We start from the raw sequence: 17,959 nt of genomic DNA, 5'->3' as shown, positions 1-17,959 counted from the left end.
ACGCAAAGTTTTATTAAAAGGCTTAGAAAAAAGACTTTGCGTCTTTGCGACTTTGCGAGCAACTCTCAGCCAAAAAAAACTTAAAATTTAAGTTGCATGGTAACGCCTGTAAAAAACATATTTTTTCCAGTTCCAGCGGCTTTTAAGAAATCACCGGCTTTAAACCAAGTTGCCTCAACGCGGAAATATAAATATTGGTTTGGCGTGTAGATAATTTCACTTTCCAATTGTTTTCCAATTTCTTTAGCATCTGTCGCGTCGCCAGGATAAATCATGATGGTGTTTGGCCCATAAATTCCATCTTCGCTGCTGTATCTCCAAAACATGTCATAATCAATAACCCAATCGATATTTTTTGCCAATTCTAAGCTAATTGATGGATGAAAATCAACAAGATTCGATGGACCAATTACAGATGCTAATCCGAAATAAGCACCTCTTGGAAACAACGGATTAAAGGTGTTTAATTTAGTGTCTCCATTTGTTTTATCTCCACTGATCAATTCGACTTTAATTCCGAATTCAGGTTTTAAAACGACAGTAGGAAGTCGATATCCCGTATTCAAAGAAACCGTCCATGCTTTAATGTCTTTAGAAGCAACATCTCCAAATTGATAAACCGCTTCGGCATCATAACGCCATTCACTGTATTTCCCCCAAATACGTGTTCCCACAGAATGACGTAATTCTTTTCCGCTGGCATCATCAAAATTGGCATTTGCTCTTTCATAACCTAAATAATAAAGATCAATGTTTTTGATGGCCGGAATTTTATTGATGACAAAATAACTTCCCCAGAATTGTCTTTTTTTATTCGAATAATCATCAAAAATACCGTCTTGAGCTACTACATAATGGCTGTAAAATAAATCGGCTCGATAATTATTTATTCCCAAAATTGCTTTTGCAGCATCAAATGACTGACGATTATTTGGCCCATCTCGAACGGCCACCAAACGTTGTGATCCATAACTTAATTCTTGTCTTCCGGTTCTAAAAATCAATAGTTTGTTTCGTTCCGAAAGCACATTAATATCGATAAATCCTTGATGCACTTCAAGCGGATTGTTGTCAACCGGACTCGGATCTATTCTGCCATTCGCATTGCTGCTTTGAAGCTGGATAAAAGCTCGGAAATATTTGCTTGAATGAAAATCGGCGTGAAGCAAAAATCGGTTTAAAATGTATCCATCAGGATCTTGCGGATCATCTCCCCATTTTTCATTTTTTGCATAGAAATATTGGTACCTGACTTCTCCTCCAAAACTCAAATAAGTTTGTCCCGAAGAGGAGAGTGGCATATATTTCATGGTTTTGTACCAATTTTTTTTGACGGTATCTTTTTGTAAAACCTCATAGTTTTCGTCAAATCGCAGCGGTTTGAAGTCTGGATATGACTGAGCATGAAGATTAATACAAATAAGTAATAATAGAATGATTTTTTTCATGGCTTTATTTGCCTAAACTGTTTTTCTTAATATCGTTGTAAGCGTTTGGAATATTGAAATTGTAATGCAACCAGTTAAAAAGTACATACCCTTTATCAAATTCTTTCATCGTGACAGATGCTTTTACTTGCTCTAAAGTTTCCCCTTTTTTAACGGCCGCTTCTACATTTGTCTTCAAAGCGTTTACATAATCAATGGTGTATTTAATTCCTTTTTTGTTGGTAATTCGGCCGTGACCGGGAACGACAACATCATTATCTCCAATCATATTGTAAATTTTTTGAAGATTGCGAACAGGCTCTAAAAAATAACCGTCAAACAACCAAGGAATCGTTGGACTTTCAGCAATAAACGGATTTCCTGCCCACAATACATTTTTGTCTGAATCTTTCAAAAATACAAACAAATCTGCTGGTGATTGCGCTGTTCCTACATTAATAATTTCTACAATTTTATTGCCTCCCAAATCCAGTTTAATACTTTGATTTACTGCAATTGTAAGATCAGCGGGACGGTAAACGCTTTGTTCTATCCCGCGATCTTTTCCAAAAAGCATGATCATAAATTGTTTTATGTTTTCGTAATTCTTAGAAAGATTTTCTTTGCAGAATTCATTTTGTATCAAAATAGTTTCTTTTGGAAGCAAATAATTCCCAAAACAGTGATCGCCGTGATCGCTTGTATTTATTGCGTAAACGATTGGTTTTGGAGTAACAGAACGAATCAGCTTGTACAATTGATCGTATAATCGTTTGTTTAGCATCGTTTCGATCAACAAAACGCCTTTTTCGCCCACAATAAATCCGGCAGAAGTAGCTTGCGGAATTCCCTTTGTAGTTTCTGTTTCGGTCGTAGAAGGTGAAACCGCATACACATTATCCGAGATTTTATGCAATTGCAAATTCACTTTATTGGCATCCCAAATTGGAACTTCGGGAGGCATTGGAAATTGCGCATACGTTTTTTGTGCCGATAAAAAAACGACGACAAAAAGTATTGCAATTAGAATAGATTTATAATTTTTCATGGTTTAATATTTATATTTATATAAAAGTTAGCTCACGGATGATACGGGTTTAAACGGGTTTTCGCAGATGAGGTATAAAAAAATCAGTGTCAATCCGCTTAAATCAGTGTCATCTGCGTGCCATTCTCATTTTTGGTAACCGCCAAAATATTTCACAGGAGACCAATCCGGAATTACCGCAGGAATTTCTGGATTCAAAGCTTTATATTCCGCGGAAGCGTAAACAATTTTGCCATTTACAATCGTCAAAACCGATTCGATTTTTCGAATGTCGTCTGGTTTAAGCGAAAAATAATCGTCTGATAAAATTGCCATATCAGCATACATCCCCTTGATTAATTTTCCTTTGTCTTTTTCTTCGCCAGAAAACCAAGCACTTCCAGAAGTATATAATTGCAAGGCTGTGAATTTGTCCAAAACCTGATCTTTCGGCCAAAACTGCATGCCGCCAATTGTTTTTCCGGTTAAAAGCCAATGCAATGACATCCAAGGATTGTAAGTTGAAATTCGTGTCGCATCTGTTCCCATTCCCACCGGAATTCCTAATTCTAGCATTTTCTTGATTGGAGGCAATTGTGTTTTTGGAGCGCCATATAATTTGTTATACAATTCACCTTGATAATACATTCTGAATTGAATTGCGATACCGCCACCTAATTTTTTAACACGTTGTAATTCTGATGGCGTAATGGTTTCGGCATGATCAAAAAACCAGCGCAAACCGTTAAACGGAATTTCTTTGTTCACTTTTTCGAAAACATTCAGCATTCTGTCAATCGATTCGCCGTAAGTCGCGTGAAGTCTAAAAGGCCATCTGTTTTTCACCAAAAGCCGAATAATGGGCTCCAAATCTGTTTCCATTTCATCAGATAAAACAATTCTTGGTTCAAGGAAATTTTCAAAATCAGCTGCCGAAGCTACAATGTTTTCTCCGGCGCCTTCTTCAACATAACCATTGGCCACAATCAGATTGTCATTTTTATTGATTTTGGTTTCGGCAACCCATTTTTCATAATCTTGTAATTCTTTGCCTTTTTGCTGTGCAAACAAATAGTATGAAATTCGGAGGCTCAGCTTGTTTTGTTTGGCCAAATCCAAAGAAGTTACATAATCCGCAGGAAAATTTTGACTTCCGCCCGCAGCATCAATAACACTGGTCAACCCGAAGCGATTCAATTCATGATTAAATTGAATGGAACTGTTGATTCTTTCTTCGGGAGTTAATTTTGTTGTCAATCCCATTGTCATGTAAATGGCTTTTGGAGTTTCTTTGGCGTACATCAAACCCGTTAAATTTCCGTTGGAATCTTGTTCTAAAAGACTTCCTTCGTATTTTGTGTCTTTTGTATATTTTAAAACTTCAATTCCTTTTTTGTTTAGAAAAGCTTTTCCATATAAATAGGTTATAAAAACAGGTTTATCAGGAACTGCAGCGTTGATTTCCTCAATTGTGGGTTGTCTTTTTTCTTCAAACTGAAATTCATTCCAGCCTCCTATAACTTTGATCCAAACACCATCGGGAGTTCTTGCTGCTTGTTCTTTCAGCATTTCCATAGCACGTTTTAAGGTTTTAACACCATCCCAGCGCAATTCTGAATTATAGTTCAAACCTTCACGAATAACGTGCATGTGGCTGTCATTTAATCCCGGAACTACGGTTTTTCCCTTGGCATCAATCAATTTTGTTTCCGATGATTTATAAGAAGAAAGAATGTTTTTCTCGGTTCCAACGTCCAGAATTATTCCGTCTTTCATTGCAATTGCCTGAGCAAATTCGTTTTGTTTCTGCATTGTTGCAATTTTTCCGTTGTAAATAATCAGATCAGCTTTTTGCTGGGCTTGAGATGACAAGCCCGCAGAAAGCAATAGAATTAATAATAATTTTTTCATGATATTTATTATTTAGCCAAAAAGAAGGCTAGTAAATCTTTTTGAACTTGAGCCGTATTTTCTTGAACTAACCAATGCCCAGAACCAGCAATTTTAGATTCGCTAACATTTTCAGCAACTAATTTTGAATGGTCTTTAAGGAAAGCTGCCGCAAAATATTCTCCTCCCATTGCTAATAATGGCATTTTCAGTTTTTTCTTTGCGAAAATAACATTGTCTTTTCCGTCTTGATCAAATGCGCCAAACCATTTGAATGCGGCAGTTGTGCCTCCTTCTGTAGCATAAGCTCTAATAAATTCAGCTGATTCTTCTGCAGTAAATGGATCTTTTACATGCCCTACAATTGGCCAGAAATTAGTTAAGAATTCTTTTTCTTTTCCTTTTACAATCTCTCCAGAAGCTGGCCATCCGAAGAAACCAAACCACCATGCAGATCCTTTTACATTTGACCAAACTGGCTCAATTCCAGGCAAAAGTGCGTCCATCAAGGCTAGTTTATTGACGCTGTCGCCATATTGTGCGGCATAAGCATAAGCCACCATAAGTCCGATGTCATGTCCCGCCAAATTGATTTTTTTATACCCAAGCTGATTTACCAATTCGTGAATGTCAGATGCCATCGTTTTTTTATCATAACCGCTTTCTGGTTTATCCGATTCGCCAACGCCTCTTAAATCTGGAGCAATTACAGTGAAATGTTTAGATAGTTCTGGCAATAAGCGATTCCACATGTACCAGTTTTGCCCAAAACCGTGAACTAAAACTAGTGGATCACCATGTCCGCCAATAACGTAATGAATTTTGATTCCGTTTACAGTTGCTGTCGCATGTTTAAAATTTGCCGGCGGATTTGCTGGCGCAACTTCTGCTGTTTCGGTTGTCTCTGCCGGTTTTGCTTCTGGTGTAGATGTTTCTTCGGTTTTTTTATTACAAGAAATTAAAGTCAATATTAAAATAGCAGAAGCGAGAAACTGTGCTGCTTTTGTTTTTAAATTGAAAAATGGAATGTTTAATGAATTTGTTTTCATGATTAAAATATTTAGAAGTGGTTAATGATTAATTGATTATTATGAATTTTGTGGAGGCAGTTTGGCAATCCATTCTTGAATGTAAACCGCTATTTCTTGCCATCCGGGCTGATTTAGTACAAAGTGATTTCGATTTGGGAAAACCTTAAAATCGGTGATTGAATTTTTGTCTGAGTATTTTTTATAATTCGAAAAATTCAAAGATTCGGGAATAGTATGATCGATTGATCCTGCAATTAGCAATAGTGGCTTATGTGGTGCCTTAAAATCTACTTTTGCAACAGAAGTTATCGTATCACGAACAATTAATTTAGATTCAGGAATTGCCGATTCGCAATAGGCTTTGTCTTGCCATTCCTCAGGCATGCCGTTTGTAAAGGCATATTGCCATTGCGGAAAACTCATTAAGAACGTTTTCTTGGTAGAAGTGAAGAAACCCAACGGTCCCCAGCCTGCTTTTAGGAAAGAAAATTTAAATGTCATTATTCCTTGAGGAGGAACCGAATGTATGGCAATTGCAGACGATGCTAGATTGCGCTGCAAGAGTATTTGCGCAATAAGTCCGCCGATAGAATGCCCGATGATAATAGGTTTCTGAGGAAGATTTTTTGCAATATTCTCAAAATATTCAATTAATTGAGACAATCGCAAACTTGCAATCTGCGGATCAGGATGACGATCGCGCAAAACATTTGCTGGCGCATCTTTGTACGGCCACGCGGGAGCAAGGGTTTTAAAGCCTTTGTTCTCAAAAAATAGTTTCCATTCATCCCAACATTTATTACTGACAAAAGCTCCCGTAATAAAAAGAATCGTAGTAGAGTTTTCGGTTAGCATAATATACATTTTTAATGTTATGCCAAACTCTAAACTAAAACCGAACCTAATTTGTAACTATTTGATTATTAGATAATTGAATATTCGGGAGCTAATTATGCCAAACTATATATCGTTAAAAAACGAAAAAACTGCAACTTAATATCGTCTTTTTTAATTATGAGTTATGAATTATGTGTTATGAATTATGAATTTTTGAATTTGAAATAAAAACTAGGTAATTAACAATTCATAATTTACCATTCACAATTAAAAATGACTTCTCTTAATTCCTAATTTTTGCATTCTTGACGCTAATGTAGTAGGAGGAAGCCCCAATATTTCCGAAGCGCCACCGGCACCTCTGATTCTTCCGTTGCATTTTTCCAAAACATTGATAATATGTTCTCTTTCATTTTCTTGAATGGTTTTGAAGTACCATTCGTTTGATTTGTTGTTTACTTTGATTTCATCAAAAGCGGGAAGCGGAATATGTTCGATTGTATCTGTTTTGGCCAAAAGAATACTTCTTTCAATAAGATTTTCAAGTTCGCGAATGTTTCCCGGCCAGTGATAAGCTAAAAGACTTTTTAAGGCGGTTTCTGATATTTCCCGTACATTTTTCCCCGTTTTGGCGCTATATACTGCAATAAAATGGCGGGCAAGAAGTCCTATATCTTCTTTTCGTTCTCGTAATGGTGGCATTTGGATTGGAAATACATTTAAACGATAGTACAAATCAAGTCGGAAACGCCCTTCTGCCACTTCTTTTTCAAGATTGCAATTTGTTGCTGCAATTATTCGAACATTTACTTTTATGGGAAGATTTCCACCAACGCGTTCAATTTCCTTTTCCTGAATCGCGCGAAGCAATTTTGCTTGCATTTCTAAAGGCATATCACCAATTTCATCTAAAAACAAAGTGCCATTGTTGGCTTGCTCAAATTTGCCAATTCGTTTTTCGGTTGCGCCTGTAAAAGATCCTTTTTCATGGCCAAATAATTCTGATTCAATTAGGCTTGGCGGTAACGCAGAACAATTGATTTTTATGAATGGACCATTTTTTTTGCCAGATAATTGCTGAATACTATTGGCAATACTTTCTTTTCCTGTACCACTTTCGCCAGTAATCAAAACAGTTGTGTCTGCTGGCGCAACTTGTATGATATGATCGAATAATTTTAAAAGCATTGGACTCTTGCCAACGATGGATTCGAATCCGGATATTTTTGTGTTTTTTCCAGTATTGTGATTTACAGCTGAAGTATTTTTTTGATCTAATTTTTTATCAGCATGAATTAAATTTTCAATTGCATAAATTAAAGGTTCTTGAAGCCTGTCGCACAACTTCAAATGATTTTTATTATAATTGGTAGATTGCCTGCTAAAAAAAGACAAATACAGTCCGCCATTTTCATTAAGCGACAACGGAACAGGAAGCATCAAATTGGACTTCATATTCATTGAATTGGCAATCATTTTTTTGATCGGCGTTTTTTCGCATATTTTAACGAAATCATCATCGTTATAGAATGTTGCATCAGTTTCGACTTTGCTTTTGTTTCTTAATTCATTGATTTCAGATTCTTTTAAAGCTGTGATATTTTGCAATTCCTCAATTCCGATTTTTTGATATTCGTGCAAACCGGTTCTGGCATATCCTAAAACGCGATTGGATAATTTGCCATCAATATAAAAAACAGCCATTACAAGATCAAAAGATATAAGAGATTGTAAAGAAGTGACAATATTCAAAACACGATCATCCCAAGTGCCACTTTTTTTGACTATTGATTTTAATTGTTTCTGAAATAAAAGCTCTTTTCTGATCGATGATTCGATTCCGTGTTCTTGATGATATTCAGCGATTTCAATCGTAATCAACAAATCTTTTTCGCGAAAGGGTTTTACCAAAAATCCATAAGGATGCGTCAGTTTCGCCTTATTGAGAACTTCTTCATTAGAATTGGCAGAAAGGTAAATAAAAGGAATATTATTTTCCCTGAGTATTTCGGCAAGATCAATGCCCGTTTCTTTCCCCAAAAGGAAAATGTCTAGAAGAACCAATTCGGGTTTTTCCTGAGCAATATAATATTTGGCATCTGAAACTGATCGCGCCATTCCTGTAATCGAATGTCCTGCCTTTTTCAGCATCAAACGCAAATGATTTGCTTCTACAAACTGATCTTCAACAATAAGTATTTTTAGTGGTTTTGCCATTTTATAGAATTAAATTAATTAAGATTATTTTCATTAACAGTAAATTCCAAAGTTATTTTGGTACCGTCTGCATTTGTTATTAAAAACTTTCCTTCGATATCCGCGGCTAAACCATGCATCAGTTTTATGCCTAAGGAAGGATTGTTATAAGGATCAAAATCGGGTGGAAGCCCAATACCATTGTCACGAATAATTAGGATGTAATTGTGATCGTCATTTTTTTTAAGGGAAATGTTGATGATGCCTTTTTCTTGATTTGGAAAGGCATATTTTATGGCATTTGTCACGGCTTCATTAAAAATAAGTCCGATGGGAATAGAATGTGAGAGAGGAAGATTAAAATTGTCAACATCTAATATAAACCGAATGTTGTTTTGTATTTCAAAAGAATCTTTTAAATATTCTGTCAATTCAAAAATATAAGATGACATTTCTATCAACGATAAATTCTCCGATTGATATAATTTTTGATGAATTAAGGACATCGTCTGAATTCTGTTCTGACTGTCATTAATAGCCTGAACGGCTTCTGGAGTTTTTAAGAATTCAACTTGGCTTGCTAATAAGCCAACAACCATATGCAGATTATTTTTTACTCGGTGATGAATTTCGCGCAAGAGCCATTCTTTTTCAACTAACAGATTTTGCAGTGTAGTATTTTTTTTATTGATCTCGTTTTGTTGCGTTTCAAGTACTTTATTGGTTTTTTTCTTAAACATAAAACTTTTATAAAGCAATCCAAGAATGATGAGCAAGAGCACCAGAAAAGTTATCATTGAGTTGCGTAAAATCGCCTCATTATTAAGTTTGCTTTGTTGCAAATGATTTTTGTTTCTTAGTTTGATAATGTCTCTATTTCTTTTTTCGGCTTCATAAATAATATTAAGTCTTGTTGAAATCGGATAAATAGCTTCTTCTTTAAGATGTGCGGCTCTATAATAAAATATTGCTTTTTTGAGATAATTTAGAGAGTTGTTGAAATCAGAAGAAGAAAAATACAATTCGCTAATTTCTCTATAGCAGTCACCAGTTCTTTTATTATTTCCAGCTTTTTCAAATATAGCGACAGCTTTGAAAATGGGATCTAGTCTTAGCGTTATAGGGGCATTAGTTCGCATTTTTGAAGACCAAACTTTAACCCATGATTCGGCCAAATCATCTAAGTCATTTGTTTTGCTTAGTGCTTCAATTGCTTTTCTCGCGAAGACTTCAATCATTTTATTGTTGTTTCGCAACTCGCTCACCATAGAAAGTTGCAAATAGCATTTGCCAATATAAATATTGGAATGAAGCGACAAGCTTATTTTAAGCGCCTGTTCTCCATATTCAAATGCTTTTTCTAATGTTTTTGGGTTGTTATAAGAAGCTTCATACCAGTCGCTTACTTTCAGTAGAATTTTGATTTTATCGATGTTTTCTGGTAAGAGTGGTAATTCTCTTTCCGCTTTTTTTACTTGCTGTTCGTTATATGGAGTTTCTTTTTCTTTGTGGTATTGGTTTGTTGGAAGGCTTTTTTCTGCTGTTTCAATTTGTTTTTCATTTTTTAAAAGAGTCAATGCATGTAAGTCTCCAATTGTAATTAAAACAAGGAGAAACAAAACAGCTTTTGTTTGGTTAGAAAACATCTTTCGTAGAATTAAACTTGCTATACGAAGGTATTGATAATTATGTACCTACGCTTAAATTATCACAAAATTGATTGCCGACGAAATATCGTCGGCAATCAGATAAATTTAGCTTTTAAATCGAATATTAGAAAAGATGCAAATTAGGATTGCGGAATATAAATGTCGAAAGTGGCGCCTTGCATAGGCTGTGAACTTGCAATTATTATCCCGTTATGATTTTCAACTATTTTTTTGACAATGGCCAGACCAATTCCGGTTCCATCATAAATATCTCGGCTATGCAATCTTTGAAAAACGCCAAATATCTTTTCGCTGTGCTCGGGTTCAAAACCTATTCCATTATCCCGAAAACTGATGTGGCAGTAATTTTCAAGCGGAACCAATTTATCATTATGCAAATCTTTTCCGGTTGCAATACGGCTTTTGATTTCAATTTCCAGCGGAATTTCCTTTTGGGAAAATTTCAGCGAATTGTTGATCAAATTCTCAAGAAGCTGAATAAACAAAAACGGAATGATATTGATTCTTCCGTGCAAATTAGTGATGATTTGCGCATTTTTTTCTTTGATGTTTTCTTTTAAAGCTTCTTTTACATTATCGACAATCGATTCAAGATCAGTGTTTTCATAAATCCGATCAATGACATTTGTTCTTGAAAAAGCCAAAAGGTCATTAATCAATTCACGCATTCGATTGGTTGAATACAAAATCCGATCAAATTTTAATCGTCCGTCAGGGCTTAAATTTTCGTACTCTTTTGCTAGAATAATATTTGAAAAAGTTTGGATTTTTCGCAATGGTTCTTGAAGATCATGACTTGAAATGTGCGTAAAAGCATCTAATTCGCTATTTTTTCTTTTTAATTCGTTTGCATATTTTTCAATGGCAAGATATTGTGCCGCCAAATCGTCATTGGCTTTTGTAATTTTCGCATTCAGCGCACTTGTTTCTTCTTCTTTAAGCTGTAATTCGCGAGTTTTTTTATACAATTCAGTAAAAACCATCACTTTTGCCTGAAGTATTTCGGCAGATAATGGTTTTATCATATAATCCACTGCGCCTGATTGGTATCCTTTAAAAATATAATCGGACGTATTCATATTGGCAGTCAGGAAAATAATGGGCACGTGTTTGAGTTTGTCGCTTTGCCTGATAAGTTCGGCAGTTTCAAATCCGTCCATCAAAGGCATTTGTACATCCATTAGAATAATCGCAAAATCTTGGCTTTTCAAAAGAATCCGCAGAGCATCTTTTCCTGATGTGGCCTCAACAAATTGATAGCTACGATCAGCAAGAATGACTTGTAAAGAAAGCAGATTTTCCTTTTTGTCATCAACTAATAATATTTTAACAGAAGATTTTTCCATGATGTTTTTCATTTAAAATATTATTTGAGCCAAACCCTCATTAATGAAGACAATTGTTCGACATTAACCGGTTTGGTAATATAATCAGAAGCTCCAGACTCAATACATCTTTGTCGGTCTCCTTTCATGGCTTTTGCAGTAACGGCAATAATGGTCAAATCTTTGTGTTTTGCATTTTTTCGAATGATTTTCATCGTCTCATATCCATCTAATTCGGGCATCATGATATCCATTAAAACAATATCCATTTTGGTATTCTGGTTCAAAATTTCGATGGCTTCATGACCACTTTCAGCACTGATTACATCAAGTCCAAAGCGCTCTAAGGCCGTAGTCAAAGCAAATAAATTTCGGACATCGTCATCAACCAGAAGTACTTTTTTGTTGATTAAAACGTCTTCTTTTAAATAATAGGTTTCAATTTGTTCCCTCATTTGTTCCGGCAAATCTTTATGCACACGATGCAAGAATAGGGCAGTCTGATCTACTAATTCGTCGATCGAAACAGCGCTTTTAGCTATAATGCTGTGTGCAAATCGGCTTAATTTGCTTTTTTGCTTTTTGTTGACATCGCCGGCAGAATGAATAATGATAGCGGTTTCTTGTCCATTAATGTTGTTTTCTAAATCATTGATTAAATCCAATCCATCTGCATCTGGAAGAACCAAATCGAGAATAATACAATCAAATGACTTTTCTTTGATCAATTCGACGGCATCTTTTGCTGTAAGCGCTGTCGAAATTGAAATGTCATCTCCTTTCACTGCTTCAACAATTCGTTTTAAATCCATTGGATTATCATCAACAATAAGAAGATTTTTTTCTTTTTTGTTTTTGAAATCGTGAATATCATTAAACATTGCAGTCAACAAATCATTTTTTACCGGTTTTACTAGAAAGTTTCTTGCGCCACGTTTCAAGCCTTTATTTCTTTCATCTTCTCCGGAAATAATATATACCGGAATGTGTCGAAGCGTAAAATCGGTTTTCAGGCGATCCAGAATTTTCCATCCACTTGTATCAGGCATGTTTAGGTCCATAGTTATGGCGTGAGGTTGAAATTGATTAATATAATCAACTACATCATTTCCTTTTGTCGTGACAACAGCTTTAATATCATACTGATGGGCTCTTTCTAATAAAATTTTGGCAAAAGTTATATTGTCTTCAGCAATCAATAGGATTTTGTCATCTGGCTTAATATTGGCGCGGTCGTCGCCAACTTCATCAACAAAATACAAATCAACATCTGATTTATTAAAACTTGAAGAAGGAAGCGATTTTAAACGACTTTTTCCAGCATGAAGGACATTAGGTTCTTCAGTTACATTTATATCTTCAATTTCGGGTACGTGAACAAATTTTAAAGGTAAAAACAAAGTGAATTTGCTTCCAATATTGGTATCACTTTCCAATTCAATACTTCCGCCTAATAAATCAGAAAGCCCACGGCTGATAGATAAGCCTAAACCGGTTCCTCCATATTTACGGCTTGTTGATCCTTCGGCTTGTTGGAAAGCTTCAAAAATGATGTTTTGTTTTTCTTTCGAAATTCCGATTCCAGTATCCGAAATTTCAAAAGCCACAACGGCTTCAGCATTTTCCAGATTTATATTTTTTGTTTTCCAATTATTATCAGCCTTGTAAATATTTAATCGAACTTGGCCTTTTTCAGTGAATTTGAATGAATTGGATAACAGATTTTTCAAAATTTGATTTAATCGCTGTGAATCGGTTTCCATTAATTCCGGAAGATTGTCATCCATCAAGATTTCAAAATCAAGATGTTTTGCTTGCGAAATAGGGTTGAAGGTAGATTCCACAAATCGGCTAATTTCGGCAAAACTAATCGGATTGTAATCGACAGAAATATAACCGGATTCAATTTTGGAAAGATCCAAAATATCGTTAATTAACTGAATTAAATCGTCTCCGCAAGAATTGATAGTTTTAGCAAACTGAATTTGTTTTTCAGATAAATTTCCGTCGCGATTGGCAATTAATTCGTTAGCCAAAATTTGCAAACTATTTAGCGGCGTTCTTAATTCGTGAGACATATTTGCCAAGAATTCCGATTTGTATTTGGATGTCAAAGTAAGCTGATCTGCTTTTTCTTCCAATGCTTTTCTAGCAACCTCGACTTCCTGATTTTTGAGCTCCACTTCTTCTTTTTGATTGGCCAATAAAATGGCTTTTTCTTCTAGTTCCTCATTGGTATTTTTTAATACTTCTTGTTGACTTTTCAGCTCGTTTGCCAATGATTGTGACTGAACTAACAATTCCTCTGTTCTTGAATTCGATTCAATCGTATTCAATACAATTCCGATACTTTCTGTCAATCCTTCAAGAAAATCTAAGTGCGTCTGGCTAAAGGTATCAAGGGAAGCCAATTCAATAACAGCTTTAAGTCGGCCTTCGAATAAAACCGGAAGAATAATGACGTCTTTTGGCTTCGCATCACCAAGTCCGGAATTGATTCGGATATAATCTTTTGGGACATTGCTCAAAATGATTCGCTCTTTTTCAATGGCAACTTGACCAATAAGTCCTTCGCCCATTGCGTATTGCGTGATGGAATCTTTTCTTTTAATGTAAGCATAAGAAGCAATTAAATTCAGTTTTGAATCCATAAAATCTTCACCTTCTTCTAAAATATAGAAAAGTCCATGTTGCGCTGTAACGACTGCCGCAAGCTCAGAAAGGATTTTTTTGGTAACCGCATTCAGCTCTTTTTGCCCTTGAAGCATTTGTGTAAACTTAGCTAAATTCGATTTCAGCCAATCCTGTTCCTGATTACGTAAAGTAGTAGCTTTAAGATTTGAAATCATTTGATTAATAGTATCTTTAAGTGCTTCAACTTCACCTTTTGCTTCAACACCAATTGTTCGTGTTAAATCCCCTTGTGTTACCGCCGAAGCAACCTCAGAAATAGCACGCACTTGAGTGGTAAGATTCGCTGCTAATTGATTTACGTTTTCCGTCAAGTTTTTCCATGTTCCTGATGCTCCAGGAACGTTTGCCTGACCGCCCAGTTTTCCTTCGGCACCAACTTCACGGGCAACGGTTGTAACCTGATCGGAGAAAGTTGCCAGCGTGTCAATCATTTCATTAATAGTGTCGGTAAGTTGTGCTACTTCACCTTTTGCATCAATAGATAATTTTTGTTTCAGATTTCCTTTCGCTACCGATGTTACAACCTTTGCAATTCCACGAACTTGACCTGTTAGATTCGAAGCCATAACGTTAACCGAATCCGTCAAATCTTTCCAAGTTCCTGCAACACCTTTTACTTCCGATTGCCCTCCGAGTTTTCCTTCGGTTCCAACCTCACGCGCTACACGGGTAACTTCCGAAGAAAAGGAATTCAACTGTTCCACCATCGTGTTGAAAGTGTTTTTCAAATCCAGAATTTCTCCTTTTACGTCAACGGTAATTTGTTTGGAGAGGTCGCCATTTGCCACGGCTTTTGTTACATCAGCAATATTACGTACTTGTCCTGTTAAGTTCGATGCCATTTGGTTCACCGAATCGGTCAAATCTTTCCATGTTCCGGCAACTCCGGGAACGAAAGCTTGTCCACCCAGTTTTCCATCGGTACCAACCTCACGCGCCACACGAGTTACCTCAGAAGCAAAAGCACGAAGCTGATCTACCATTGTATTTACGGTTTCTTTTAATTGCAGAATCTCGCCACGAACGTCTGCCGTGATTTTTTTGGACATATCTCCATTCGCAACGGCAATCGTAACTTCGGCAATATTACGAACCTGAGTGGTTAAGTTACCTGCCATTTGATTCACCGAATCGGTCAAATCTTTCCATGTTCCGGCAACACCGGGTACGTTTGCTTGTCCGCCCAACTTTCCTTCGGTACCCACTTCACGCGCCACACGAGTTACCTCAGAAGCAAACTCACGAAGCTGATCCACCATCGTATTTAAGGTTTCTTTTAATTGAAGAATCTCTCCGCGAACGTCTACCGTAATTTTTCGAGACATATCTCCGTTGGCAACGGCAATCGCTACATCGGCGATATTACGTACCTGCGCGGTAAGGTTTCCTGCCATTTGGTTCACTGAATCGGTCAAATCTTTCCAAGTTCCTGCAACTCCCGGTACGTTGGCTTGACCACCGAGTTTTCCTTCAGTTCCTACTTCTCGCGAAACCCTCGTAACTTCCGAAGCAAAACCTCGAAGCTGATCCACCATTGTGTTGATGGTGTTTTTTAACTCTAAGATTTCTCCTTTTACATCAACCGTAATTTGGAGTGATAAATCTCCTTTTGCTACGGCAGTCGTAACTTCGGCAATATTACGAACTTGTCCGGTTAAGTTGGATGCCATTTGATTCACCGAATCCGTCAAATCTTTCCACGTTCCGCCGACACCTTCAACTTGCGCTTGTCCGCCCAGTTTTCCCTCTGTTCCAACCTCACGCGCCACACGGGTTACCTCAGATGCAAAAGAGTTTAGCTGACCTACCATCGTGTTAATCGTGTTTTTCAGCTCTAAGATTTCTCCTTTGGTATCTACCGTAATTTGGCGTGATAAATCGCCTTTTGCTACGGCAGTTGTTACCTCGGCAATATTTCTAACTTGTCCAGTTAGGTTGGATGCCATTTGATTCACTGAATCCGTTAAATCTTTCCAAGTTCCTCCGACACCTTTTACTTTTGCCTGGCCTCCCAATTTCCCTTCGGTACCTACCTCAAGCGCCACACGTGTTACTTCAGAAGAGAAGGAGTTCAGCTGATCCACCATGGTATTGATGGTTTTTTTCAATTCCAAAATTTCTCCCTCGGCGACGGCTGTAATTTTTTTCGATAAATCGCCATTTGCTACGGCCGTGGTAACTTCGGCGATATTACGTACTTGTCCGGTTAAGTTGGATGCCATCTGGTTAACGGAATCTGTTAAATCTTTCCAAGTTCCACCAACACCTTTTACTTTTGCCTGACCGCCGAGTTTTCCTTCAGAACCCACTTCACGCGCCACACGAGTTACCTCGGCCCCAAAAGAGTTCAGCTGATCCACCATGGTATTGATGGTATTTTTTAATTCGAGGATTTCGCCTTCAACGTTTACAGTAATCTTTTTAGATAAATCGCCTTTTGCGACGGCGGTAGTTACTTCGGCGATATTTCTTACTTGACCAGTTAAATTCGATGCCATTTGGTTTACTGAATCCGTTAAATCTTTCCAAACACCACCAACACCACGAACACGTGCTTGACCGCCCAATTTTCCTTCAGAACCAACCTCACGTGCCACACGCGTTACCTCAGAAGAAAAGGAATTCAGCTGATCCACCATGGTATTAATGGTGTCTTTTAGTTCCAGGATTTCTCCTTTTACGTCAACGGTAATTTTTTTCGAAAGATCCCCTTTAGCCACCGCGGTTGTTACATCGGCAATATTTCGAACTTGTCCAGTAAGGTTAGAAGCCATTTGATTTACTGAATCGGTCAAATCTTTCCATGTTCCACCAACACCTTTAACCTGCGCTTGTCCACCAAGTTTTCCTTCAGTACCAACCTCACGTGCCACACGCGTTACCTCAGAAGAAAACGAATTCAGCTGATCCACCATGGTATTGATGGTGTTTTTTAATTCCTGAATTTCTCCTTTTACGTCAACAGTAATTTTTTTTGATAAATCGCCTTTTGCTACTGCTGTTGTTACATCGGCAATGTTACGAACCTGTCCAGTTAAATTGGACGCCATTTTGTTTACAGAATCGGTCAAATCTTTCCAAACGCCGCCAACACCTCGGACTTTTGCCTGACCACCCAATTTTCCTTCGGTACCAACCTCACGCGCCACACGTGTAACTTCCATCGAGAAAAGGTTCAGCTGTTTTACCATGGCATTTACCTCTTTTGCGATTCGAAGGAATTCCCCTTGCAACGGATTTCCTTCAATAGACAAAGGCATTTCTTGAGAAAGGTTTCCTTTTGCAACCGAAGTAATTACGTGCGCAATTTCTATTGTTGGGTGAACCAAATCTGAAATTAAAGTATTTACCGAATCCACACAAGAACTCCACGAACCGCGCGCACCGTCAAGAACAACGCGATTGGTTAATTTTCCTTGTTTTCCAATGCTTTTCCCGACCTTTTGAAACTCAAAAACCATTCTTTGGTTCAAGTCGATAATTTCATTCAAGGTGTCGCAAATAGCGCGTTTGGTGCCATCTTGATCCGTTGGAAAACGTTGTGAAAAATTACCGTTTTTTACCTTGAGCAGAATTTTTAGAAATTCAGCGTCACTAAGAATTGATTCTTCTGTTTTGCTTTTTTTGGTTTTACGATTGGATATTTTTTCATCTGTAATGACAGGCAAGGCGATCATTACTTCATTTTTGGGGATCTTATCTGTTGGTTTATTTTTTTTCATAATTGGTGACTCTTTTGCTGAAGGTTGTGTTTTTGGTGATTTTGGGTTATGGGTTATGAGTTATGAGTTATGAGTTATGGGTTATGGGTTATGGGTTATGGGATGAGTTTATTAGTTTTTAACTCATAATTCATAACTCA

General features: G+C 37.0%; 9 protein-coding genes. All 9 read right to left on the bottom strand.

Going from position 1 to position 17,959, the window contains the following annotated elements:
- Nucleotides 1–80: 80 nt before the first annotated feature.
- The 9 genes from SCB73_RS18810 to SCB73_RS18770 all read right to left on the bottom strand — a co-directional run bounded on the left by SCB73_RS18810 (nt 81) and on the right by SCB73_RS18770 (nt 17,819).
- Nucleotides 81–1,448, bottom strand: coding sequence for an alginate export family protein (locus SCB73_RS18810; RefSeq protein WP_320567720.1), 1,368 nt, complete (start codon nt 1,446–1,448; stop codon nt 81–83).
- A gap of 4 nt (nt 1,449–1,452) precedes the next feature.
- On the bottom strand, nt 1,453–2,475 hold the full coding sequence (locus SCB73_RS18805) for an MBL fold metallo-hydrolase (RefSeq protein WP_320567719.1): 1,023 nt from the start codon (nt 2,473–2,475) through the stop codon (nt 1,453–1,455).
- Nucleotides 2,476–2,601: 126 nt separating this feature from the next.
- The gene (locus SCB73_RS18800; RefSeq protein WP_320567718.1) at nt 2,602–4,365 is read right to left on the bottom strand and encodes an amidohydrolase; all 1,764 of its coding nucleotides are present in this window, start codon (nt 4,363–4,365) and stop codon (nt 2,602–2,604) included.
- A gap of 8 nt (nt 4,366–4,373) precedes the next feature.
- Entirely contained in the window at nt 4,374–5,393 is a 1,020-nt protein-coding gene (locus SCB73_RS18795; protein WP_320567717.1) for an alpha/beta fold hydrolase, read from the bottom strand.
- Between the two features lie 39 nt (nt 5,394–5,432).
- Nucleotides 5,433–6,230 (bottom strand): alpha/beta hydrolase, encoded by a 798-nt coding sequence (locus SCB73_RS18790; RefSeq protein ID WP_320567716.1) that lies wholly within the window; start codon nt 6,228–6,230, stop codon nt 5,433–5,435.
- 249 nt (nt 6,231–6,479) lie between these two features.
- Nucleotides 6,480–8,429, bottom strand: a complete 1,950-nt coding sequence (locus SCB73_RS18785; RefSeq protein WP_320567715.1) for a sigma 54-interacting response regulator — start codon at nt 8,427–8,429, stop codon at nt 6,480–6,482.
- 14 nt (nt 8,430–8,443) lie between these two features.
- Nucleotides 8,444–10,054 (bottom strand): sensor histidine kinase, encoded by a 1,611-nt coding sequence (locus SCB73_RS18780; protein ID WP_320567714.1) that lies wholly within the window; start codon nt 10,052–10,054, stop codon nt 8,444–8,446.
- 143 nt (nt 10,055–10,197) lie between these two features.
- On the bottom strand, nt 10,198–11,436 hold the full coding sequence (locus SCB73_RS18775; RefSeq protein WP_320567713.1) for a sensor histidine kinase: 1,239 nt from the start codon (nt 11,434–11,436) through the stop codon (nt 10,198–10,200).
- A gap of 8 nt (nt 11,437–11,444) precedes the next feature.
- Nucleotides 11,445–17,819 carry a HAMP domain-containing protein gene (locus SCB73_RS18770; RefSeq protein ID WP_320567712.1) on the bottom strand — a complete coding sequence of 2,125 codons (6,375 nt, stop codon included), beginning with the start codon at nt 17,817–17,819 and terminating at the stop codon, nt 11,445–11,447.
- Nucleotides 17,820–17,959 lie beyond the last annotated feature (140 nt).

It is taken from the genome of Flavobacterium sp. KACC 22761 (assembly GCF_034058155.1).
Classification (GTDB): domain Bacteria; phylum Bacteroidota; class Bacteroidia; order Flavobacteriales; family Flavobacteriaceae; genus Flavobacterium.
Note: the sequence above shows the minus strand (reverse complement) of the source record. Positions and strands in the feature narration are given on the sequence as shown.